The organism is Pseudomonas sp. 22085 (assembly GCF_052045815.1).
Taxonomy (GTDB): Bacteria; Pseudomonadota; Gammaproteobacteria; order Pseudomonadales; family Pseudomonadaceae; genus Aquipseudomonas; species Aquipseudomonas glycinae.
Window position 1 is genome coordinate 203,104 of the sequence record NZ_JBQEQA010000008.1, and the last position, 21,818, is coordinate 224,921.

19 protein-coding genes, 1 other RNA gene and 1 pseudogene are annotated in these 21,818 nt (G+C 56.7%); 16 read left to right on the forward strand and 5 right to left on the reverse strand.

The annotated features are described in order from the left end of the window. The first annotated feature begins 184 nt into the window (after positions 1 to 184). Positions 185 to 1,858 (forward strand): DNA repair protein RecN, encoded by a 1,674-nt coding sequence (gene recN, locus ACTJK7_RS12435; protein WP_011332393.1) that lies wholly within the window; start codon positions 185 to 187, stop codon positions 1,856 to 1,858. Positions 1,859 to 1,933: 75 nt separating this feature from the next. On the opposite strand, the gene fur is transcribed toward recN, so the two are convergent. Beyond that, positions 1,934 to 2,338, reverse strand: coding sequence for a ferric iron uptake transcriptional regulator (fur, locus tag ACTJK7_RS12440; protein WP_064382593.1), 405 nt, complete (start codon positions 2,336 to 2,338; stop codon positions 1,934 to 1,936). Between the two features lie 97 nt (positions 2,339 to 2,435). On the opposite strand from fur, the gene ACTJK7_RS12445 reads away from it, so the two are divergent. Then, entirely contained in the window at positions 2,436 to 2,963 is a 528-nt protein-coding gene (locus ACTJK7_RS12445) for an outer membrane protein assembly factor BamE (RefSeq protein ID WP_064382594.1), read from the forward strand. 61 nt (positions 2,964 to 3,024) lie between these two features. Here the strand turns inward: ACTJK7_RS12445 and ACTJK7_RS12450 are convergent, their stop codons facing one another. From ACTJK7_RS12450 to ACTJK7_RS12460, 3 genes are read right to left on the reverse strand one after another with little or no spacing between them, the layout of a single operon-like run. After that, positions 3,025 to 3,339 (reverse strand): RnfH family protein, encoded by a 315-nt coding sequence (locus tag ACTJK7_RS12450; RefSeq protein WP_085654574.1) that lies wholly within the window; start codon positions 3,337 to 3,339, stop codon positions 3,025 to 3,027. After that, positions 3,332 to 3,766, reverse strand: a complete 435-nt coding sequence (locus tag ACTJK7_RS12455) for a type II toxin-antitoxin system RatA family toxin (RefSeq protein ID WP_003221509.1) — start codon at positions 3,764 to 3,766, stop codon at positions 3,332 to 3,334. The genes ACTJK7_RS12450 and ACTJK7_RS12455 overlap by 8 nt, the downstream gene beginning before the upstream one ends. Before the next feature lie 7 nt (positions 3,767 to 3,773). Beyond that, positions 3,774 to 5,177 carry a sodium-dependent transporter gene (locus ACTJK7_RS12460; RefSeq protein WP_440780408.1) on the reverse strand — a complete coding sequence of 468 codons (1,404 nt, stop codon included), beginning with the start codon at positions 5,175 to 5,177 and terminating at the stop codon, positions 3,774 to 3,776. Positions 5,178 to 5,296: 119 nt separating this feature from the next. On the opposite strand from ACTJK7_RS12460, the gene smpB reads away from it, so the two are divergent. Further along, positions 5,297 to 5,779, forward strand: coding sequence for an SsrA-binding protein SmpB (gene smpB / locus ACTJK7_RS12465; protein WP_007953781.1), 483 nt, complete (start codon positions 5,297 to 5,299; stop codon positions 5,777 to 5,779). Positions 5,780 to 5,829: 50 nt separating this feature from the next. Here smpB and ACTJK7_RS12470 read toward each other — a convergent pair whose 3' ends face one another. Further along, positions 5,830 to 6,597: an FCD domain-containing protein gene (locus ACTJK7_RS12470; protein WP_039769141.1), complete on the reverse strand. Its 768-nt coding sequence runs from the start codon at positions 6,595 to 6,597 to the stop codon at positions 5,830 to 5,832. A 262-nt stretch (positions 6,598 to 6,859) separates the two neighbouring features. On the opposite strand from ACTJK7_RS12470, the gene ACTJK7_RS12475 reads away from it, so the two are divergent. The 13 genes and pseudogenes from ACTJK7_RS12475 (at position 6,860) to ACTJK7_RS12535 (ending at position 21,803) form a co-directional block, all read left to right on the forward strand. Further along, complete coding sequence (locus ACTJK7_RS12475) at positions 6,860 to 8,554, forward strand: lactate permease LctP family transporter (RefSeq protein ID WP_440780409.1); 1,695 nt, start codon at positions 6,860 to 6,862, stop codon at positions 8,552 to 8,554. A gap of 150 nt (positions 8,555 to 8,704) precedes the next feature. Further along, positions 8,705 to 9,529, forward strand: a complete 825-nt coding sequence (locus ACTJK7_RS12480; RefSeq protein WP_011332387.1) for a (Fe-S)-binding protein — start codon at positions 8,705 to 8,707, stop codon at positions 9,527 to 9,529. Beyond that, positions 9,526 to 10,980, forward strand: coding sequence for a LutB/LldF family L-lactate oxidation iron-sulfur protein (locus ACTJK7_RS12485; protein ID WP_064382599.1), 1,455 nt, complete (start codon positions 9,526 to 9,528; stop codon positions 10,978 to 10,980). The genes ACTJK7_RS12480 and ACTJK7_RS12485 overlap by 4 nt, the downstream gene beginning before the upstream one ends. Further along, positions 10,980 to 11,651 carry a LutC/YkgG family protein gene (locus tag ACTJK7_RS12490; RefSeq protein ID WP_108559533.1) on the forward strand — a complete coding sequence of 224 codons (672 nt, stop codon included), beginning with the start codon at positions 10,980 to 10,982 and terminating at the stop codon, positions 11,649 to 11,651. Before ACTJK7_RS12485 ends, ACTJK7_RS12490 begins: the two co-directional genes overlap by 1 nt. Next, entirely contained in the window at positions 11,648 to 14,470 is a 2,823-nt protein-coding gene (locus ACTJK7_RS12495; protein WP_440780410.1) for an FAD-binding and (Fe-S)-binding domain-containing protein, read from the forward strand. Before ACTJK7_RS12490 ends, ACTJK7_RS12495 begins: the two co-directional genes overlap by 4 nt. Positions 14,471 to 14,600: 130 nt before the next feature. Beyond that, complete coding sequence (locus ACTJK7_RS12500; RefSeq protein ID WP_108559530.1) at positions 14,601 to 14,879, forward strand: hypothetical protein; 279 nt, start codon at positions 14,601 to 14,603, stop codon at positions 14,877 to 14,879. A gap of 98 nt (positions 14,880 to 14,977) precedes the next feature. Next, positions 14,978 to 15,367, forward strand: a transfer-messenger RNA (tmRNA) gene (ssrA, locus tag ACTJK7_RS12505). A 123-nt stretch (positions 15,368 to 15,490) separates the two neighbouring features. Further along, on the forward strand, positions 15,491 to 15,916 hold the full coding sequence (locus ACTJK7_RS12510) for an isochorismatase family protein (RefSeq protein ID WP_440780437.1): 426 nt from the start codon (positions 15,491 to 15,493) through the stop codon (positions 15,914 to 15,916). Positions 15,917 to 16,104: 188 nt separating this feature from the next. Next, a complete protein-coding gene (locus ACTJK7_RS12515; protein WP_440780411.1) occupies positions 16,105 to 16,440 on the forward strand; it encodes a hypothetical protein in 336 nt (111 codons plus the stop codon). After that, positions 16,418 to 17,398: pseudogene (locus ACTJK7_RS12520) on the forward strand (integrase domain-containing protein). The gene ACTJK7_RS12515 and the pseudogene ACTJK7_RS12520 overlap by 23 nt, the downstream one beginning before the upstream one ends. Continuing rightward, positions 17,395 to 17,673, forward strand: a complete 279-nt coding sequence (locus ACTJK7_RS12525; RefSeq protein WP_440780412.1) for a hypothetical protein — start codon at positions 17,395 to 17,397, stop codon at positions 17,671 to 17,673. The pseudogene ACTJK7_RS12520 and the gene ACTJK7_RS12525 overlap by 4 nt, the downstream one beginning before the upstream one ends. Before the next feature lie 154 nt (positions 17,674 to 17,827). Beyond that, positions 17,828 to 20,395, forward strand: coding sequence for a hypothetical protein (locus ACTJK7_RS12530; protein WP_440780414.1), 2,568 nt, complete (start codon positions 17,828 to 17,830; stop codon positions 20,393 to 20,395). Further along, positions 20,340 to 21,803 (forward strand): hypothetical protein, encoded by a 1,464-nt coding sequence (locus ACTJK7_RS12535; protein ID WP_440780415.1) that lies wholly within the window; start codon positions 20,340 to 20,342, stop codon positions 21,801 to 21,803. Before ACTJK7_RS12530 ends, ACTJK7_RS12535 begins: the two co-directional genes overlap by 56 nt. The last annotated feature ends 15 nt before the right edge of the window (positions 21,804 to 21,818 follow it).

Sequence of the window (21,818 nt, forward strand, 5' to 3'; positions counted from 1 at the left end):
TGGGGCCGCAAAATCAGGCTTCAAGGGCTGACAACGATTAACCCTACAAAAAAGTGCTGCATTGGCATTCCCGGGCGCGACAGGCATTTGATCGGATCATCCTCATCGATCCAAGCGAGGGCATTGTCAGCCCGAAACAAAACACTGTATAAATAACCAGACCTGAAGCCTGGGAGCGGCCTTTATGCTGGTGCACCTGTCCGTACACAACTACGCCATCGTTGAACATCTCGATCTCGAACTTGATCGCGGCATGAGCGTGATTACCGGGGAAACCGGCGCCGGCAAGTCGATCATGCTCGACGCCCTGGGCCTGACGCTCGGTGATCGCGCCGACAGCGGCGTGGTTCGACCGGGCGCCGACAAGGCCGATATCCTGGCGACCTTCGACCTGGCCGACATCCCCGAGGCCAGCGCCTGGCTGGCGGAACGCGACCTGGAAATCGACGGCCCGTGCATCCTGCGCCGGGTCATCACATCCGAAGGTCGGTCACGCGGCTATATAAATGGCACGCCCTGCCCGCTTGGCGATCTCAAGGCACTCGGCGAGCTGCTGATCGATATCCACAGCCAGCACGAACACCAATCCCTGCTCAAGACCGATACCCACCGGCGCCTGCTCGACGAGTACGCCGGGGCTACCGATCTGGCACGCCAGGTACACTTGGCCGCCCAGCGCTGGCGCCAGACTCGCCAGGAGCTGGAACGCCTTTCCAACTCCGGCGACGAACAGCGTGCACGCCATCAACTGCTCAGCTATCAACTCGAAGAACTGGAAAACCTCGGCCTCGGTGAAAACGAGCTGGAAGAGCTGGAGCAGGAACACAAGAACCTGACCAACGCCGAAACCCTGCTCGGCATCTGCCGACAAGTGGTCGAGCAATGCAGCGAAAGTGATTCCGGCAATGTGCTGAATGCCTTGACGGCCAGCCTCAACCGACTGTCGAGCGTGAACAGCTCGGTGGGTGCGCTGGGTGAAGCGAGCAGCCTGCTGACCAGTGCACAAATCCAGGTCGAAGAGGCCGTCGGCGAGCTCAATCGTTTTCTCGACAACTTCGACGCTGATCCGGCGCGCCTGCAATATCTCGAGGAACGCCTGGACTCCATTTACACATTGGCACGCAAACACCGCATTCAGCCGACGGAAGTGGCAGAGATGCAGCAGAAGCTGCTCGACGAAATCGAAGCGCTGGACGCCAACGATGAATCCATCGAACGCCTCGCCGAAGAACTCGCTTCCTATGCCCGCCACTATCAGGAAAAGGCTCGGGAACTCAGTGAGCTGCGCCATCAGGCGGCCGGCAGCCTGGCAAGCGCGGTGGAGCAGGAGATTCAGCGCCTGGGCATGCCCGGCGGTCGCTTCACCATCGAACTGCGCGCCAACAATAGCAGCGAGTTGCAACCCAATGGTCTGGAACAAGTCGAGCTGCTGGTGAGCGCCAACCCGGGCCAACCCTTGAAAGCCTTGGCCAAAGTGGCGTCCGGCGGTGAGTTGTCACGGATCAGCCTGGCCATCCAGGTGATTACAGCCCAGACCTCTCGCGTACCGACATTGGTATTCGACGAAGTGGACGTGGGGATTGGCGGTCCGACGGCGGAAATCGTCGGCCAGTTGTTACGCCGCCTCGGGGATCGCGGACAGGTTCTGACGGTCACGCATTTGCCGCAAGTTGCGGCTCAGGGGCATCAGCACCTGTTCGTGCACAAGGTACGTGGCGAGCAGGCGACTCATACGGCCGTTTCTAAGCTGAGCAAGAATGACCGCATAGAAGAAGTCGCGCGGATGCTGGGCGGCATCGATCTGACCAAAGAGTCCTTGGCGCACGCGAAAAAGATGGTCGTAACCGCAAAGGTTTAAGAACCGCAGAAAGCACGAAGGCGACCCTCGGGTCGCCTTCGTTCGTTTCGCGAACCTGAAATTCGCGCGACATGCTTACTTTTTCTTGCGTACGTACAGGACGAGATTGTGATCAACCATCTCGTAACCGTGCTTCTCGACGATCGCCTTCTGAAGTTTTTCGATTTCTTCGTCGAAGAATTCGATGACTTCGCCCGACTCCACGTTGACCATATGGTCGTGGTGGCCACCATCGGCCAATTCGAATACCGCGTGGCCGCCGTCGAAGTTGTGACGGACCACGAGGCCAGCCGCTTCGAACTGGGTCAGAACACGGTAAACCGTGGCCAGACCGACATCCTCGCCAGCTTCCATCAACGCCTTGTAGACGTCCTCGGCACTCATGTGACGCTGCTCGGTAGAGTCGAGCATTTGCAGGATCTTGACCCGTGGCAGGGTCACTTTGAGGCCGGCTTTGCGTAGTTCGCTATTTTCAACCATGGTCAGCTTTCTCGCGATGCTGCTTCGCAGCTTCTCTTAATGCGGGTATGATCGGCGTTTACGTTGTCCCAGCCAAGATAGTGGAAGTCGCCCACCGATGCAAAACACCAAGCTCTTGCTAACCAGTTTCACCTTTGTGGGACTGCTCGCACTCGCCGGTTGTTCATTCCCCGGGGTTTACAAAATCGACATCCAGCAGGGCAATGTCGTCACGCAGGACATGATAGACCAGTTACGCCCGGGAATGACCCGGCCGCAAGTACGGTTTATCATGGGCAACCCTCTGCTTGCCGACACGTTCCATGCCAACCGCTGGGATTACCTGTACAGCCTGCAACCGGGGGGCGGTGAACGCCAGCAGGAACGCGTAAGTGTCATTTTCGACTCGAATGACCGCCTTGCCAGCCTGTCCGGTGACTTCATGCCGGGCGTCAGCCGTGACGAAGCCATTCTCGGCAAGGACAGCGGCACCAGCGTGACCGCTCCTGCTGAAAACGCCGAGCAGCCGAAACCGGAAAAACCGGCCAAGCCAGGCTCCTTGCTGGATCAGATCCAGAAGGACGTCGATGGTGTGGAAACCGTTCCGGTTCCAACGCCAGAACCGCTGGACACCTCGCCGCAGTAATTTGCGACGCAATAAAAAACCCGGAAATTCCGGGTTTTTTATTGCCTGCCGTTTGGCCAGCCTACTGGTTTCGCGCCTTGGCCTCGGCGGCCTTGGCGGCGCGCAGACGGCGCACCTCTTTCGGATCAGCCAACAGCGGTCTATAGATCTCGATGCGATCGCCTTCCTGGACCCGTCGAGCATCCGGATCAGCGATCACTTTGCCGAAGATCCCCAAGGGACAACCGTTCAGATCCAGCTCCGGAAATTCAACGTCAATCCCGGACGCCATCAGCGCCGCACGCACCGTCGTACCCTCGGCGACGCTGATCACACGCAAAACCTGACGATCAACGGCGGCATACACCACTTCGATTTGAATCACCGGCTCAACCATGCATCTGCTTGGCGCGCTGGCAGAACGCATCCACCAATGTATTGGCCGCCTGATTGAACAAAGGACCGAGCGTCGCGCGGACCAGCGGCCCGGCATAGTCGAAGGACAGATCCAGACTGATCTTGCAGGCTTTCTCGTTCAACGCCTTGAACACCCAGACACCGTGCAACTGATTGAATGGACCTTCCTCAAGATTCATCTCGATCGACTGTCCCGGCACCAGCGTATTGCGCGTCACGAAGTGCTGACTGAGACCGCCCTTGGCCACGCCAACACTGGCGCGCATATGCTCAGGCGAGCTTTCCAGGACTTCGGCAGACGAGCACCACGGCAGAAACTCCGGGTAACGCGCCACGTCATTGACCAGGTCATAAAGAAATTGCGCCGGATAAGGCAGCAGCGCCGATCGTTGAATATGTGTCGTCATGTAAGCGTCACTTCCAGAGCTGGGCGGCAAACACTACAAGGATGCCGATGGGCGCCACATAGCGCATCAAAAATAGAGACAGGGCGAACAGCGCCGGGCTGCGAATCGACAATTCGTCACGCACCGCTTCACGCCCCATCACCCAGCCGGCAAACAGCACAAAGCACAGCCCGCCGAGCGGCAACATGATCCGCGAGGTGAAGAAGTCGATCACACCAAAGAAATCCAGACCACCGGCCGCACCCCATAGGTAGAGATGGAACACCCCGCCATCGTTCACGAAAAATTTGGCTTCCTTCCAGATATTGAAGGAAAACACCGTGCCCAGACCGACGAACCAGCAGGTGAACGCCAGCCAGAACGTCACCCACGTACGACTGATTTTAGTCCGCTCGACCAGATAGGCGACCATCGGCTCCAGCAGGGAAATGGCCGAGCTCCAGGCCGCGATTGCCACCAGAACAAAGAACACCACGCCCATCAACTGGCCGAACAGCACGTTACCGAAAGCAAATGGCAGACTGACGAACATCAGCCCCGGGCCTTCACTCGGGTTCAAACCACCGGCAAACACAATCGGAAACAAGGCCAGACCGGCCACCAGCGAAACAAAGGTATCGAGCAGTGCCACACCCACAACCGTACCGGACAGCGAAGCTTCCTTGGTCATGTAGGCGCCGTAGATCATGATCGAGCCCACCCCAACGCTCAGGGAGAAGAACGCGTGGCCCATGGCCGGCAGCAAGCCGTCGAGGACTTTTTCCGGGTGGAAGTCGAACATGAAGTGCACGCCCTCCATGAAATGCCCGGTGGTCATGCTGTAACCCAGCAGCACCAGTACCATCACGAACAGCAGCGGCATCATGATCCGCAGGCTGCGCTCAAGCCCCGCGACGACGCCTTTGGCGATCACCACCGCAGACAGCAGCATGAAAACCGTGTGCCAAAGTGTCAGGCGCCAGGGGTCGGAGATGACATTTCCAAAATAGGCCCCGACCTGATCGGCCGTAGCCCCCTGAAAATCTCCGCGTCCCATATCAATGATGTAATCCAGCGACCAGCCGCCGACCACACTGTAGAAAGACAGGATCAGCAACGCCGTGATCATCCCGGCGAAGGCGCCCCACGACCATTTGCCCGAGTGCCCGGCTTCCCGCGCCAGCACCTTCAGGGCGTTCGCCGGACTCTGGCGGGCACGGCGGCCGATCAGGGTTTCAGCGAGCATCACCGGGATGCCGATCAGCGCGATGCACGCCAGAAACATCAGTACGAAGGCGCCGCCACCGTAGACCCCGACCATGTAGGGGAATTTCCAGATGCTGCCCAATCCCACGGCCGAACCGGTCGCGGCGAATATGAAAACCCAGCGGCTAGCCCAACTGCCGTGGACAGAAACCTTGTCTGTCGACATCGTTTATCACGCCCAAGCGTTAGAAAAAGAGGCCGCATTGTCCGGGATTCACTCAACCTGCTCAAGCACGCAGCATCACCGTAGCCGACAGCCGTTTATCTCCATATAATGCCGCCCCTATGGCTAAACAGAAGAAACACCCAACAGGGACCATCGCGCAAAACAAAAAGGCGCGACACGATTACTTCATCGAGCACAAGTTCGAGGCTGGTCTGGTCCTGGCCGGCTGGGAAGTAAAAAGTCTGCGGGCAAGCAAGCTGCAACTGGTCGACAGTTACGTGCTGCTCAAGGATGGCGAGGCCTGGTTGCTCGGCAGCCACATCACGCCTCTGATGACCGCCAGCACCCACGTCATTGCCGACCCGGTGCGTACCCGCAAGCTGCTGCTCAACCGCCGCGAGCTGGACAAGCTCGCCGCCGCCGTGCAGCAGAAGGGTTACGCCTGCGTGTGCCTGTCCTGGTACTGGAGCAAGCACATGGTCAAGTGCGAGATCGCGCTGGGCAAGGGCAAGAAGGAATACGACAAGCGTGATACCGAACGCGAACGCGACGCCGGTCGCGAGTTGCAGCGCGCGGTGCGCAACAAGGGCAAGGAAGACTGATTTTTCTGCCTGAATGACCGTTCCCGCGTCCTGCACGGGAGCGGTCATGTCTACATCCCTTTGCGTCGTTCGGCGCGAGCCATGCGTTGCACTTCCTGACGCACCTCTTCCAGCACTTCCTGCACATAGAGAATGTGTCGGCTGGATACCTCACGCGCCTGTTCCGCGCGCCCCTCGATAATCGCCAGATACAACTCCCGATGCTGCGTGATCAGCATGTCGCGGGTTTCCGTGCGCTGCTTGTACATGCCGCCGATGTTGGTCACCACGTTGCGCTTGAGCAGATCGAACAGCCCGCGAATGGTGTGCAGCAACACCGCGTTGTGACTGGCTTCGGCAATCGCCAGGTGGAATTTCGCATCCGCCGCACCCTCTTCCGCCCGGCTCACTTCGTCATGACGCGAATAGCAATCCTGTAACTCTTCAAACGCCGCCGTCAGCCGTTCACGATCCACGTCTGTGGCGCGCAACGCTGCGTAATAGGCGCACGATGCCTCCAGTGTGTGGCGAAATTCCAGCAGATCGCGCTGTGCCTCGGGATTGCTTTCCAGCAATTGCAGCAGCGGATCGCTGAACGTCGAACCGAGGCTTTCCACAACATAGTTGCCGCCGCCCTGCTTGCTGACCAGCAAGCCCTTGGCCGCGAGTTTCTGAATCGCCTCGCGCAACGAGGGCCGGGAAACGCCGAACTGTTCCGCCAGAGTCCGCTCGGCCGGCAGACGCTCGCCGGACTTCAGCGTGCCCTCGAGAATCATCCCTTCCAGTCGCTCGACAATGTCATCAGACAAACGGCGCTGACGTATCTGATCAAACCCCATCACTCAACTCTCCACCATCCCGACCGCTCGCCGGGCTCTCTATTCTGGCCTATCGACGCTGCGCCGACACCTGCCAGATGACGCCAATTCAACCGGTGCAATCCGACTCGCCGTCCGGTTGTTCGACAAAAGTTTTAGGGCGGCAAATTGACACACCGACATCAAGGCTTTTACCCTAGCCAACAGCGATTGTAAATTGGTCTTACCAATTAACCAAGAACGCTGACAGTGCCTGACCAACAACAATTAGGGGCCACCCCATATGCAAACCTGGCAACAGCTCTACAGCCCGCTCGGCAGTCTCGGCGTGTCCGCACTCGCGGCCGTCATCCCCATCGTTTTCTTCTTCCTCGCTTTGGCGGTGTTCCGCCTCAAGGGTCATGTGGCCGGCAGCATCACGCTCGCCCTGGCTATCGCCGTGGCGATCTTCGCGTTCCAGATGCCGGTCGACATGGCGTTTGCCGCCGCCGGATATGGCTTCGCCTATGGTCTATGGCCGATTGCCTGGATCATTGTGGCGGCGGTGTTCCTGTACAAACTGACGGTCAAGAGCGGTCAGTTCGAGGTCATCCGCAGTTCGGTGCTGTCGATCACTGACGACCAGCGCCTGCAGGTGCTGCTGATCGGTTTCTGCTTCGGCGCATTCCTCGAAGGTGCCGCCGGTTTCGGTGCACCCGTGGCGATTACCGCTGCGCTGTTGGTGGGACTCGGTTTCAACCCGCTGTACGCCGCCGGCCTGTGCCTGATTGCCAACACCGCCCCAGTGGCATTCGGCGCACTGGGGATTCCGATCATCGTGGCGGGCCAGGTCACCGGCATCGACGCGTTCAAGATCGGCGCCATGACCGGCCGCCAACTGCCACTGCTGTCGCTGTTCGTGCCGTTCTGGCTGGTGTTCATGATGGATGGCCTGCGCGGTGTGCGTGAAACCTGGCCGGCGGCGCTGGTCGCAGGCCTGAGCTTTGCCGTCACCCAATACTTCACTTCGAATTTCATCGGCCCGGAACTGCCGGACATCACGTCGGCCCTGGCCAGCCTGATTTCGCTGACACTGTTCCTGAAGGTCTGGCAGCCGAAACGTGCCGCCGGCCAGCACATCGTCGGCGCCGTGTCCGCTTCGGTGGTGACTGCCAGCGTCGGCGGTTTCGGCCAGAAGCGCACCACCGTCGCTTCGCCTTACAGCCTCGGGGAAATTTTCAAGGCGTGGTCGCCGTTCCTGATCCTCACCGTGCTGGTGACCATCTGGACGCTCAAGCCGTTCAAGGCCATGTTCGCCGCCGGCGGCTCGATGTACGCCTGGGTGTTCAACTTCGCGATTCCGCACCTGGATCAACTGGTAATCAAGACCGCGCCGATCGTTGCCGCCCCGACCGCGATTCCGGCCGTGTTCAAACTCGATCCGATTTCCGCGACCGGCACGGCGATTTTCTTCTCCGCGCTGATCTCGATGCTGGTGCTGAAGATCAATATCAAAACTGGTCTGACCACTTTTAAAGAGACCTTCTACGAACTGCGCTGGCCGATCCTGTCGATCGGCATGGTGTTGGCGTTTGCCTTTGTCACCAACTATTCCGGCATGTCCTCGACCATGGCTCTGGTGCTGGCGGCGACCGGCGCGGCGTTTCCGTTCTTCTCGCCTTTCCTCGGCTGGCTCGGCGTGTTCCTGACCGGATCCGATACCTCATCCAACGCCCTGTTCAGTTCGCTGCAAGCAACCACCGCACACCAGATCGGGGTCAACGACACCTTACTGGTGGCGGCCAACACCAGCGGCGGCGTGACCGGCAAGATGATCTCCCCGCAATCGATCGCCGTGGCCTGCGCCGCGACCGGTCTGGTGGGCAAGGAATCCGATCTGTTCCGCTTCACCCTCAAGCACAGCCTATTCTTTGCAACGATTGTCGGCCTGATCACCTTGGCCCAGGCCTACTGGTTCACTGGCATGCTGGTGCATTAAGACTACAAGCGACATGGAAATAACCGACGCCGGTTCGTGATTCCGGCGTCAGCAATTCACAACCCGGTCTGTAAGGCTGCTGAAAGCAATGCGTTCTATATTCGGCAGCCTCAACAGACGGATAACCGGGCCCACCCGGAGACACGCCTGATGAGCGAGCTTTTTTACAACGCTGTGCCCAACGCTACTCGCGTCGCACCGCCACTGCCCGAACCCCGGCAATATCCCAGCGAGAAACCGTCGCGGGTTTACCTGTTCGGCACGTGCGTGGTCGACCTGTTCTACCCGGAAGCCGGGATGGACGCGATCCACTTGCTGGAGCGCGAAGGCATCCGGGTCGACTACCCACAAGGGCAGAGCTGCTGCGGACAACCGGCCTACACCTCGGGTTACACCGAGCAGGCACGGACGGTGGCGCGCTCGCAACTGGCGCTGTTTGCCGGGGACTGTCCGGTGGTGGTGCCGTCGGGTTCGTGCGCCGGAATGATCCGCGAGCATTACGCCGACTTGTTCAAGGACGAGCCGGAAACGTTGACACAGGTTCAGGCCCTTGCGGACCGTACCTATGAGCTGGCCGAGTTTCTGCTGTTCGTCTGCAAGGTGCAGCTAAAGGACAGCGGCGAGCCGGTGAAAGTGGCGCTGCACACCTCGTGTTCGGCGCGACGGGAAATGAACACCCACCTGCACGGCCGCGAGTTGTTGGCGCAGTTGAGCAACGTGGAACGGGTCAACCACGATCACGAAAGCGAATGCTGTGGCTTCGGTGGGACATTCAGCGTCCGTATGCCAGACATTTCCGGCGCGATGGTGGCCGACAAGACCCGGGCGTTGAAGGAATCCGGCGCGCATCAGGTACTCAGTGCCGACTGCGGCTGCCTGATGAACATCAACGGCTCGCTGGAAAAACAGCAGGAAGCACTGCGCGGGCAACACCTGGCGAGCTTCCTCTGGCAACGAACCGGAGGTGCGCGATGAGCACTTCCACGATTATTCCTACGGTTGCCGTAGAAGAAGATTTCCGCACCCGGGCACACAACGCCCTGGGCGATTCGCAGTTGCGGAACAACTTCCGCACCGCGATGGATTCATTGATGACCAAGCGGGCAGCGGCTTTCAGCGATGCCCACGAAAGAGAACACTTGCGCGCCCTGGGCAACTCGATCAGGGCGCGCGCTCTCTCCAAGTTGCCCGATCTGCTCGAGCAACTGGAACAGAACCTGACCCGCAACGGTGTGACAGTGCACTGGGCGGAAACGGTGGACGAGGCCAATGGCATCGTCCTTTCGATCATCCGCGCTCACGAGGCGCGGCAAGTGATCAAGGGCAAATCGATGGTCAGCGAAGAGATGGAGATGAACCATTTCCTCGAGGCTCGGGACATTGAATGTCTGGAGTCCGACATGGGGGAGTACATCGTCCAGCTCGACCACGAGAAGCCTTCACACATAATCATGCCGGCAATCCACAAGAATGCCGGTCAGGTCGCGTCCTTGTTCCACGACAAACTTGGCGTGGAATACACCAAGGACGTTGACCAACTCATTCAGATCGGTCGCAGGGTCCTGCGGCAGAAATTCTTCGAAGCGGACATCGGCGTCTCCGGCGTCAACTTCGCCGTGGCCGAAACCGGCACCCTGCTGCTAGTGGAAAACGAAGGCAACGGCCGCATGACCACCACCGTGCCACCGGTTCACATCGCCGTCACAGGCATCGAAAAAGTCGTGGAAAACCTGCGCGACGTGGTGCCGCTGCTGTCATTACTGACCCGCTCGGCGCTGGGTATTCCGATCACCACCTACGTCAACATGATCTCCGGCCCGCGCAAGGAACATGAACTCGACGGCCCGCAGGAAGTGCATCTGGTATTGCTCGACAACGGTCGCAGCCAGGCGTTTGCGGACAGCGAACTGCGCCAGACCCTGAACTGCATCCGCTGCGGCGCCTGCATGAATCATTGCCCGGTTTACACCCGCGTCGGCGGCCATACCTATGGCGAGGTTTACCCCGGCCCGATCGGCAAAATCATCACCCCGCACATGGTCGGTCTGGCGAAAGTCCCGGATCATCCGAGCGCGTCTTCTTTGTGCGGCGCCTGCGGTGAAGTGTGCCCGGTGAAGATTCCAATCCCCGCGTTGCTGCGGCGCCTGCGCGAAGAAAACGTCAAAGCCCCGGACGCACCGCATCAGGTGATGCGCGGTCAGGGCAGCAAATACTCGCGCAAGGAACGTTTCATCTGGAACGCTTGGGCGAAGCTCAACAGCTCGCCGACTTTGTATCGACTGTTTGCGTTTTTCGCCACGCGCCTGCGCGCCCTGGCGCCGAACAATGTCGGGCCGTGGACGCAGAATCACAGCGCACCGAAACCCGCCGCCCGCTCACTGCATGACATGGCTCGCGAACACCTGGCCAAACGAGGAGACCGTTGATGAGCGCCAAACAAAACATCCTCGGCAAGTTACGGAAGAGTCTGACCGGCACCACACCGATTGCCGACAACTTTGACGTCGATCTGGTGACCCAGCCTTACACCTACAGCGCCGAACAACGGATCCCGCAACTGCGCAAACTGATGGAAGCGGTGCACACCGAAATCCACCTGACATCCGCTGATGGCTGGCCGGTGCTGCTGGCGCAATTGCTGCGCGACCGTCAGTTGCCGAGCTTGCTGATTGCACCGACTACGCCCCATGGGCAGCGCATCACACAGCACTGGGCGAACAATCCTGATCTGCCGGCGCTGAAGTCCTACGACCGCCCGATGGAAGAGTGGAAAGCCGAGTTGTTCAACGACACCCCGGCCAGTCTGACCGGCACCCTCGGCGCCATTGCCGCCACCGGCAGCCTGATTCTCTGGCCGACCCGCGAAGAACCACGGCTGATGAGCCTCGTGCCGCCGGTGCATTTCGCCCTGCTCAAGGCCAGCCAGATCCGCGACAACTTCTATCAGGTGCAGCAGGAATTCGAGTGGGCGCAAGGCATGCCGACCAACGCGCTGCTGGTGTCCGGCCCGTCGAAAACCGCCGACATCGAACAAGTCCTGGCCTACGGCGCCCACGGACCGAAAGACCTGGTGGTGTTGATCCTGGAGGACCAATGACCTTACCGGCGACTTTCCTGCGCGATGCGCAGCAGCTGATTCCGGCCGAACGGCGTTTCGACGATCCGCTGTCGACCCTGGCCTTCGGCACCGATGCCAGTTTCTACCGATTGATTCCGCAACTGGTGATCCGCGTCGAATCCGAAGACGAAGTAGTGGCGCTGCTGAAACTGGCCCAGCGCGATCAGGTCCCGGTGACCTTCCGCGCCGCCGGCACCAGCCTGTCCGGCCAGGCGATCAGTGATTCGGTGTTGATCGTGCTTGGGGATAACTGGAACGCACGTGAAATTCGCGGCCAGGGCACACAGATCCGCCTGCAACCGGGCGTAATCGGTGCCCAGGCCAATGCATGGCTGGCGCCATTCGGGCGCAAGATCGGTCCGGATCCGGCGTCGATCAACGCCTGCAAGATCGGCGGCATTGTCGCCAACAACGCCAGCGGCATGTGCTGCGGCACCGCGCAAAACACCTATCACACGCTGGCCGGGATTCGTCTGGTGTTGGCGGACGGCACACGTCTCGACACCGAAGATGCCGCCAGCGTCGAGGCGTTTCGAGTCAGCCACCGCGAACTACTGGAACGCTTGGCAACATTGGGCCGCGAAACCCGCGCCAATGCCGAACTCGCCGCGCGAATCCGCCACAAATACCGTCTGAAAAATACCACCGGCCTGTCGCTCAACGCCCTGGTGGATTTCGATGAGCCTGTGGATATCTTGAGCCACTTGCTGGTTGGCTCCGAAGGCACCCTTGGTTTCATCAGCGCGGTGACCTACGACACGGTGATCGACCACCCGAACAAGGCCTCGGCGCTGATCGTTTTCCCGGATGTGGAAACCTGCTGCAACGCCGTCACCGTGCTGAAAAGCCAACCGGTGTCCGCCGTGGAACTGCTCGACCGCCGCAGCCTGCGCTCGGTGCAGGACAAACCCGGCATGCCGGCTTTCGTACAGCAGCTGTCGAACAATGCCTGCGCGCTCTTGATCGAATCCCGCGCCGCGTCTTCCACTTTGCTGCAGGAACAACTGGCGCAGATCATGGCGTCGCTCAGCGGCTTCCCGGTGGAGAAACAGGTCGACTTCACCGAAGACCCGGTCGAAAACGCCCGCCTCTGGGCGATCCGCAAGGACACCTTCCCCGCCGTCGGCGCCGTGCGCAAGACCGGCACTACGGTGATCATCGAAGACGTCACCTTCCCGGTGGAACAACTGGCCATCGGCGTGAACCGTCTGATCGAACTGTTCGACAAACATCACTACGACGAAGCGATCCTTTTCGGACACGCGCTGGAAGGCAATCTGCACTTTGTCTTCACCCAAGGCTTCAACAGCCCGGAAGAAGTCGCACGCTATCAGGCGTTCATGGACGACGTGGCGCAACTGGTGGCCGTGGAGTTCGGTGGTTCGCTGAAGGCGGAGCACGGCACCGGACGCAACATGGCGCCCTTCGTCGAACTGGAATGGGGCAGCGACGCCTATCAATTGATGTGGCAGCTCAAACGCCTGCTCGACCCAAAGGGCATTCTCAATCCGGACGTGGTGCTCAGCGAAGATCCGCAGATCCACCTCAAGCACCTGAAACCGCTGCCGGCGGCCGACGAGATTGTGGATAAATGCATCGAGTGCGGTTTCTGCGAGCCGGTCTGCCCCTCGAAAGGCCTGACCCTGAGCCCGCGCCAGCGCATCGTGATCTGGCGCGATATCCAGGCGCGAAAGCGCGCCGGGATCGACACCACCGAACTGGAAAAAGCCTACGAATACCAAGGCATCGATACCTGCGCCGCGACCGGGTTGTGTGCGCAACGCTGCCCTGTAGGCATCAACACCGGCGAGCTGGTGAAAAAGCTGCGCAGCCGTCACGCAACCCATACGAAAACCGCCAACCTGATCGAAGGAAATTTCGCCACCACCCTGCAAGGTGCGCGTTTCACCCTGCATGTGGCCAACGGAGCGCGGATTTTGATGGGTGCACCGCGCCTGACGAAGCTTTCAGCGACCCTGACGCGGCTGTCCAAAGGTCAGGTGCCGCTGTGGACCCACGCGATGCCGCAGCCGGAAAAAGCCATTCGCTTCAGCCCGGCCGTGTCGGACGAACGCCCGCGCGTCGTGTATCTGGCAGCCTGCGTTTCGCGGGTGATGGGGCCGGCGGCGGGCGACAAGGAGCAGATGTCGCTGTACGACAAAACCCGTGGTCTGCTGGAAAAGGCCGGTTATCAGGTGGTGTTCCCGGACAATCTGGACAACCTCTGCTGCGGCCAGCCTTTCGCGTCCAAAGGCTATGCCGAACAGGCCGAGCACAAGCGTCAGGAACTGATCGGCGCATTGCTCCAGGCCAGTCGCGGCGGCCTCGATCCGATCTATTGCGACACCAGCCCCTGCACCTTGCGACTGGTGCAGGACGTGGGAAATGTTCGCCTGGATCTGTATGACCCTGTGCGATTCATCCGTACGCATCTGCTGGACCGGCTCGACTTCACGCCCCAGGAAGCACCGATTGCCGTCCACGTGACATGCAGCACTCAGCATCTCGGGGAGAGCCAGGCGCTGATCGAACTGGCGCGCAAATGCAGCAAGAACGTGGTGATCCCGGAAGGCATTCACTGCTGCGGTTTCGCCGGCGACAAGGGTTTCACCACGCCGGAGCTCAACAGCCACTCACTGCGAACGCTCAAGGATGCGGTGCAGCATTGCAGCGAGGGGATTTCCACCAGCCGCACCTGTGAGATCGGTCTGACGCAACATGGTGGAATCGACTACCACGGTCTGGTGTATCTGGTGGATCGGGTGACCCAAGCCAAAGCCCCCGCAACCGCCCTCTGAAGAAAAATAGAACCCTTGCGAGCGACCGCAGTCCACAGAACAGGCCCCGAACAATCGGGGCTTGTCCTCCATTCGGTTGCCCGTCCTGACGGCCAGCGAAGTCTGGATCCCTCAGTTCAAGGAGATACACATGAAGCGTTCTGTACTGTTAGGTCTGTTCGTTACTGCCTCGATGATGGCTTCCACTTCGTTCGCCGCAGACAAGCCTGCTGACTTGTGCGACGCCAACATCCAGGAGATCAATAATCTCAAAGGGCAGTTGTCATCGTCCCCGGAAAAAACCCAGATGGTTGAAACCAGCCTGAGCAAGGCCCAAGCCCTCAAAGCTCAAGGCAAAATTGATGACTGTGTGGCAGAAACCTCGAAAACCAAGCTGGAGATACAAAAAGCCAGCGGCACCAACAACTGATCGATGCTGACGGGCCAACCTGCGGGTTGGCCTCGTCGGCAGATTGACGTACACTGTGCACGCTTGTTGCCCGATCAGATTTACCAGGCAATGAGTTCGGGGCCGTTTAGGATTCGACGCCGGTTGCGAAACTCTAGGTGCATGCCGACTTGGTAACAGAAGTCGTAAATCCACTGTTGCAACTACTTATAGTTGCCAATGACGACCAATACGGTGCTGCTCTCGCTGCTTAATTGCAGCTGACATGCACTCCTGGTACCTTCGGGTCCAGCAATCATCAGGGGATGTCTGTAAACCCAAAATGATTGTCATATAGAACAGAATCGCCGTGCAGTACGTTGTGGACGAAGCGGCTAAAACTTACACAACTCGCCCAAAGCACCCTGCCCGTCGGGTCGCTGAGGGTTAACTTAATAGACACGGCTACGCATGTAGTACCGACAGCGGAGTACTGGCGGACGGGGGTTCAAATCCCCCCGGCTCCACCAACTCTCAACGACAAGGCCCGCCCAGTGCGGGCCTTGTCGCATCTGGAGATTCACCCTGAAGACCTCGTGCGCCAAGCATTGCTGATCATCGACGTCCAACCCAGCTTCTCCCCGCCGCAATGACTGATCGACGGCATTCAATCGCTCATCGGCAAACTGCCCAGCATCGCCACGGTCGAGCGCCATGATGAAACCCGCACACCGTTCCAGCGTCAGCTCGGCTGGCACCCGGCGGCGGACGATGACAGCCTGATCGCCGCAGACCGCATCTTCATCAAATACGGCTACGCGCCCTCCCCGGACACAATCGAATACCTGAAAAGCCTGAACCTGGATCGCGTGCTGGTCTGCGGCCTGCAAACCGAAACCTGCTGCCTCGCCGCCGGTTTTGCGCTGTTTGATGCCGGTTTGCAGCCGACGTTGCTCACGGATCTGACGGTGGGTTCGTCGCTGGATCGTTCGGGTGGGTTGGGTGTGCGGTTGTGGGAACATCACTTCAAGCACACGCTGACGTCGAGTGAGCTTCACTCCTGTCTACAGGCGTGCTAGGAAATTTCCCGCAGCACGCGTCGACTTTCATGAACTGGGTCAAGATGCTTCCGGACGCTAGTCTTCGCGCTCCGCTACAACCCGACAGATGGTTTACCAAAGGGATTCGCCGGGAGCCTGAAACCATGTGAAACCATGGAGCGTTGTCATGAAAAAGACACTCGATGCCAAATGAAAGAGGGGACAGATTGATTTCGTTCAAAATAAATCTGTCCCCTTTTCCCCTGCGGTGTGTCGCCACTTCTGTCGCCGCCTTGTCGCCGGGTCCCAGGCCGGCAACTGCGGGCGTTGTCGTCACTGTCGCCGTTGTCGCCACACCTACCTTAGGTTCCGCCGACATCGATCTGCTTATCCAGCAGTTGCGCGAAGTAGGGGTCATGCTGCAGCACCAGCAAAATGCCCTGCTAATTCGTCCCACACACTGGCAACAGGTGGACAAGATCAGCACACACTGGATAGCCGTGCTGCACTTTCTGCAAGACAATGAAAACGGTGACGCAGATGGCGTTGGTCGGTCGGCGTGATGGGCGAAACTTTGGCTACGGCCGCCAATTGAGCTATGCCGGCCCGCAGGCACTGAAAGATATGTTTGCGGGCGGCCACTTCGCCACGGTCAAAGCACACAGCGATCGCTGGCAGGCGTTTGTGAAATGGTGTCGGTCTACGGACGGCCCAGGTTACAACGATGCCCGCCAGATAGATCGCAGTACCTTGCAAAGCTACGCCGCGCACCTGCGCCAGCAGATCCAGCATGGCGAACTCTGCATCGCCACCGCGCAGAACCGCCTGAGTAGCGTCAACCGCACCCTCGCTGAGCTACGCGGTGATCAGTACGTGAAAATCGCCAGCCCGAGCAAGGCACTCGGCATGCAGCGATCAAGCGTACGCACCCGAGCACCGGATGGCCAAGACCACCAACAACTGAGTCGAGTGATTGAAGCGCTTCGCGAACAGCAGCACCACCGCGTAGCCGCGATTATCTGATTGGCCCGCGCAACCGGCATGCGCCTACGCGAAGCAGTCCTCGCTGACTTGCCACGCTTGCAACGTGAGGCTGAGTGTTTAGGTCGCATCAATATTCAGGACGGTACCAAAGGTGGCAGGTCCGGGGCTTCGGCACCGCGCTGGATCGAGGCCAATGAAGAGGTGAAGGCGGCGCTGCTGATCGCTTGTCATACCTCGCCGACCGGCAGCCGCAATTTGTTAGCCCGAGACGAAAGCTACGCTAAGTTCCTGCAACAGACAGCGCGCCCTGCTCGTGAATTACTTCAGGAACAAGGGTTGAAGGGGTTTCATGAATTGCGAGCAGCGTACGCCTGCGAACGTTACACACAGCTCACGGGCCACCCCGCGCCCATCAATGGTGGCCGATGCTATCGCATTGACCGCGGTCTTGATCAGAAGGCACGACGGCAAATCAGCATTGAGCTTGGGCATAACCGAATTGATGTGGTTTCGGCCTATGTAGGAGGAAGAACGTGACCAAACCCTTCGAAATGGAGATGTTTCTGAGTGGTGCCCTGACCGGCTCGCAGATCACACAGCGACGACACCTACGCCAAGCTCGAATCATGCAAGCTGCCATCCAGCAGCAATGGCAGCGCGAAAACCCTTGGACCTGGCAATGCAAACATGTGCGTTGGTTCCTGGCTCACTACTTGAAGGATCGCTCCGAGGCTACTCGATATTACTATCAACTCACCGCCATTTTGATCTGGCACCGAATGGGTAAGCCGGCTTTGCGCATCACCATGTGATCTACATATCCTGGACGTTCCATTGGTCCCCAGCGTTGGGATATTATCTTGCTACTGAAGAAACACCGAGCCCCCACGTTTTTTCCTGTGCCACATCACGAGAAAGTAGAGGGTTGCCAACCAACCGAGGCTGACAAAAGGCCTGGAAATCGCTATGGAAAACTTCGACGATGAGATTGGCAGAGCTATAGAAGCAGGCCAGGCCAATCTCCGGGCAATGACACTTGTACGTAACTGGTGTTTCCACGCCGAAATCACAAGGAGTGGTGGCAGGGGGATGATAGAAGAAATGACCAACCTCCCTATTGGTCACATGGGCATGCAATGCAAATACTCCAAATCGCACTCAATGCAAAGTTGGCGACTAGAAGATGCTGCTTATGACTTCTACATAAATAACTGCAAAGGGTGTACAAAACGTGTTCACGTAGGGCTCCCCAACATATCTGCCTTCATTGGACCAAGGGAACAAGCTGCTGATCTCCGAAAAAAAGAACGTGAGAAAGAAGAAAATTTAAGAAAACAAAACCAAGATCTTAGACGCCAAGCACGGGCAAAACTACGTCACGAGTCCTCATTAGAAGAAAGCTTCGTCCTTGACCTGCTGGACGAACTTGATCAGGACTCAATCGATAGCGAAGATCCTCGCCTCGAACAGCTTGCAAAGCTAGCACCTGAGACCTTCACTAGAAATATCATCCTACATGTACTACCCGATGTCTTATGTGGAAACTTACCTTATTCAATTTCAGCAGGTAAAGCATTACTCAAAGCCTCGCTGGAAGACGAGGAGCGGCTCCTAATCGCTATCCGATTGATAAAAGCGGGTGAAATGTCAACCTATGCCGTTGATATTGTTCTGTCTAAATCTGAGGCGATCCCCTCAACGGATCTCCCAATGATAGTACGCCGTTTTGCAACACTAGCCTTAGGTGCTCCCCCTGGACAAATATTCGGATCCGTCGTGCGAGAAAGCCTCGACAGCAGACCTATTCGTCAACTTTTCGCATCCAAATCAACAGAAATCAGCTCAAAAATAAAAGAGTTATTAAGTGATCCAAGATCGGACGCGGTGCAGGATGCCTTAGAGATTATACTTGCCACCAACGATAATGACTTACTCTTGCTGCATGCAAGAACGGTCATTTCGAAACTTATGCGCAGGCGAACATTATTCCCTAACGAGAGGAAATACAGCGCAACCATTTATTATTTACGGAAGGCTGCAGAAAAACTTCTAGAATTTTCTCCAGCCAATACCGACCTGCTTCTTGAGTCCTATCTCGCAGACAATGACGAAATAGGGCGGAAAGAATACTGCAAAGTCTACTACTCAGTTCTTAATCAACCCTATGATGAAGCTCCACGTATCGGCCAGGCACAACGAATAGCATTCAGAAGGCTATTATGGAGCGCGGTTCAAAGCCCTACAGACTCAGGAAGTGAAGCAGCCCATTTCTTTCTTAATCCACGAGAGCGTTTTGAAGAGATGGCCGCTTTTCACTTCGACGACATGATTGGGGCTGCTGCCACGCTGGGAAGAATACATGATGACGAACGAGAAAAAGGACTTGTTGATGTTCCCGATAATCTATTCTCTGAAATAGACAAAAGGAACAAACTTTCGGCAATTGATAGGTTACAAGGAGCATTAATCAGTTGGGCAGCGAAAGGCGCAAACTATAAAGGTGTCGAAGGCATCGAAGACTTTTTGCGGCTTTACCGAGGTTTGCCCAACGACCAAATTCTATTACGCGGAAAGATGATCGGCGCTATCTCTTTACTCCTCACGGATGTGCAAAGTATAAATCTTATACTATCAGATTGGTACCGCGCGATTTTGGACGAACATAGCTTCATCCGGGCCTCCGCGATTGAGGCATGGGAGAAAGTCCCAAGAAAATTAATCGAAAATTTCCCTAATCTCTTCATAGAATCAGTGGCCGTTCTCTTAACAGACCCTTATATAATTGTCCACAAGGCTGCCGTTCGCACTTTACGACACAACCCCTTACCCAAAGAACACTCTTTCATAATACAAAATAAGCTTTGGAGCTTAATCCTCCACTATTCAAATACAAACAAACAGGATGAGTTCACGGTGGACTGCATTGAAACACTGATATCCACTGGCATATCAGCAGAACAAATAGAGGGATCAACGGGCAAGTTTTTATCAGAAGTTACTTTAAGGCTTGAACAGGGCGCACTATACCGCGCAATCGAACACCTAGGGCGCAGCTTAAAAAACGCTCCGAATTTTACAAAGGTCGCGACTAAAGCAATTCAAGATAATTATATCCGATCTATCTCTATCGATTCCGCTTCTGCCATTATACTACGCGCGAGCAAAAACGAACTCAGGAACTGTTCAGACGATTTAATTTCAGCATTCAACAAACTTGACCTCTCCAACCCAACAAACTTCAGCGAGGCTTTGCTGTATATCGCCTCACTAAGCAGGGCCGGACTACAGGAGCTTGCTGAGGGCTGCCTATTAAAAATAACAGAAAACATCCCTAACGAAGACAGAGCTACACATTGGCTACTACAAGCTAGTTTAGTTTCCACATCCAGCTGCATTGAAAAAACCATCAAAAGCGGAATCACCAACAAAGAATTGTTCAGCAACTGGAAAAAGCTAACATCTGACCTGGAGAAAGAGAATGAGGCAAGAGCCAAAACTAGAAATTTTCCACCAGATTTTTTCTTTGAGAATTGAAATCTGGTCGGCACTTGAAGACATTCTACTGCCAACACACAGAGAATTCTCCGAATTAAATACGGCCTGTACCAAGCTGCAAAACAATCTTGCAACATTCACATCCTCAGACATAGTGGACGATTACAAGGCTCATTGCACTGCGGCTACAATATTCATACTGTTAGCAGAGTGGCGACACAGTATTCGCGTTGCGGCACCTGACTCCCAACGTTTCTTGCAGTCAGCGAAGCTTCACGTTTCCGATATAGATCGCAGTTTAAGTTTCACAATGAATTACCGATTACTAAAATTCTTTTCCACAGTGGAGAACCTTGTCAATCCAAGCGACTTATTTGCCATACAGAAAGATTTGCTCAACTGGCCTCTCCCTCTACCGCTTTTTTTGAAAAGCCGGAGCAGCGGCTTATCGATTCCACACACTAAACTACCAGATCAACCCGCTGAAAATCTCGATTCCACGATCGCCTTTCTAAAATTTGATATCGATGGCCAACCTGCAAAAAACTGGAATTATTTGAAACCAGGAATATCATACGATCTGGCCATTGAGGTCAGAGTGTCGAATTGGCCAAACGACGCACACTCACTTTCTCTCTCTCCAGTGACAATGGACTCAAGAGAGAGAAATTGGCTTCCGAGCTTTAGATTCTCGAAACCTGATGGCGTACACCCATTCACATTTACGGCGACTGGTCGAGCAGTTTTAGAAGTCGCACACTCATTTGGCTCACGGCCCTATGAGTTTCTCTACGCAGCTGAGTTTGACCAAATAAATGGTCGGCAAAAGGTCACTACGATAGGCCATAGACGACTTTTGCTAGAAGGCTGCGATGTTGTAGCCAACCCGCTTACCGGTTTCTCAAATATCGACCAATATCTTCTTAAAATAAGGAACGAGTTAAGAAGCCAACCTGGGATTAACCCTGACGACATTTCCAACGCTATGGTTTTACTTTCAGGGATTGGGAACATTGCTGGCCAAGCCCTGAGAGATGCAATCTTTGAGATTGGGACTTCTGAGCGTGCTTTTCAAATCAAGGCGACCGAAATGCTGCGAAACCGCAGCGATATTGGAGAAAACCTTCAAGCTCATGGCGAAGCCGCTGGAGGTATAACCGACCTGAGCTTTCACAGCATTCCTCTGGAATTGAAGGTGGAGCACAAGAAAGCTTTACTGCCAGAACACTTTTCGAAATATTTTGAACAAGCGGCCGCATATGCAATTGGGTTTGGCAAACGGATCGCTGTACTTTCCGTACTTGAAACTTCTGAGAAATTGACCCCCATCGGAGTTATCGAAGACGATATAAAAGTCTTTGCCCATCAATCAGGCCAATCAATTATTCTGATTATAGTGGCCGTTATTAGAGGCGGCTTTCCTAAACCAAGCTCATACTCACGTTGAAACAAATTACATCCT

Excerpts from the sequence above, each read along its gene's own strand:
- ACTJK7_RS12530 (WP_440780414.1), top strand. The coding sequence starts at position 17,828 with ATGGAAAACTTCGACGATGAGATTGGCAGAGCTATAGAAGCAGGCCAG.
- ACTJK7_RS12460 (WP_440780408.1), bottom strand. The coding sequence starts at position 5,177 with ATGTCGACAGACAAGGTTTCTGTCCACGGCAGTTGGGCTAGCCGCTGG.
- ACTJK7_RS12450 (WP_085654574.1), bottom strand. The coding sequence starts at position 3,339 with ATGGTTGAGCCGGTGATTCAAATCGAAGTGGTGTATGCCGCCGTTGAT.
- ACTJK7_RS12470 (WP_039769141.1), bottom strand. The coding sequence starts at position 6,597 with ATGGGGTTTGATCAGATACGTCAGCGCCGTTTGTCTGATGACATTGTC.
- ACTJK7_RS12445 (WP_064382594.1), top strand. The coding sequence starts at position 2,436 with ATGCAAAACACCAAGCTCTTGCTAACCAGTTTCACCTTTGTGGGACTG.
- ACTJK7_RS12485 (WP_064382599.1), top strand. The coding sequence starts at position 9,526 with ATGAGCACTTCCACGATTATTCCTACGGTTGCCGTAGAAGAAGATTTC.
- ACTJK7_RS12475 (WP_440780409.1), top strand. The coding sequence starts at position 6,860 with ATGCAAACCTGGCAACAGCTCTACAGCCCGCTCGGCAGTCTCGGCGTG.
- recN (WP_011332393.1), top strand. The coding sequence starts at position 185 with ATGCTGGTGCACCTGTCCGTACACAACTACGCCATCGTTGAACATCTC.
- ACTJK7_RS12495 (WP_440780410.1), top strand. The coding sequence starts at position 11,648 with ATGACCTTACCGGCGACTTTCCTGCGCGATGCGCAGCAGCTGATTCCG.
- smpB (WP_007953781.1), top strand. The coding sequence starts at position 5,297 with ATGGCTAAACAGAAGAAACACCCAACAGGGACCATCGCGCAAAACAAA.
- ACTJK7_RS12490 (WP_108559533.1), top strand. The coding sequence starts at position 10,980 with ATGAGCGCCAAACAAAACATCCTCGGCAAGTTACGGAAGAGTCTGACC.
- ACTJK7_RS12455 (WP_003221509.1), bottom strand. The coding sequence starts at position 3,766 with ATGACGACACATATTCAACGATCGGCGCTGCTGCCTTATCCGGCGCAA.
- ACTJK7_RS12480 (WP_011332387.1), top strand. The coding sequence starts at position 8,705 with ATGAGCGAGCTTTTTTACAACGCTGTGCCCAACGCTACTCGCGTCGCA.
- ACTJK7_RS12535 (WP_440780415.1), top strand. The coding sequence starts at position 20,340 with ATGAGGCAAGAGCCAAAACTAGAAATTTTCCACCAGATTTTTTCTTTG.
- ACTJK7_RS12500 (WP_108559530.1), top strand. The coding sequence starts at position 14,601 with ATGAAGCGTTCTGTACTGTTAGGTCTGTTCGTTACTGCCTCGATGATG.
- fur (WP_064382593.1), bottom strand. The coding sequence starts at position 2,338 with ATGGTTGAAAATAGCGAACTACGCAAAGCCGGCCTCAAAGTGACCCTG.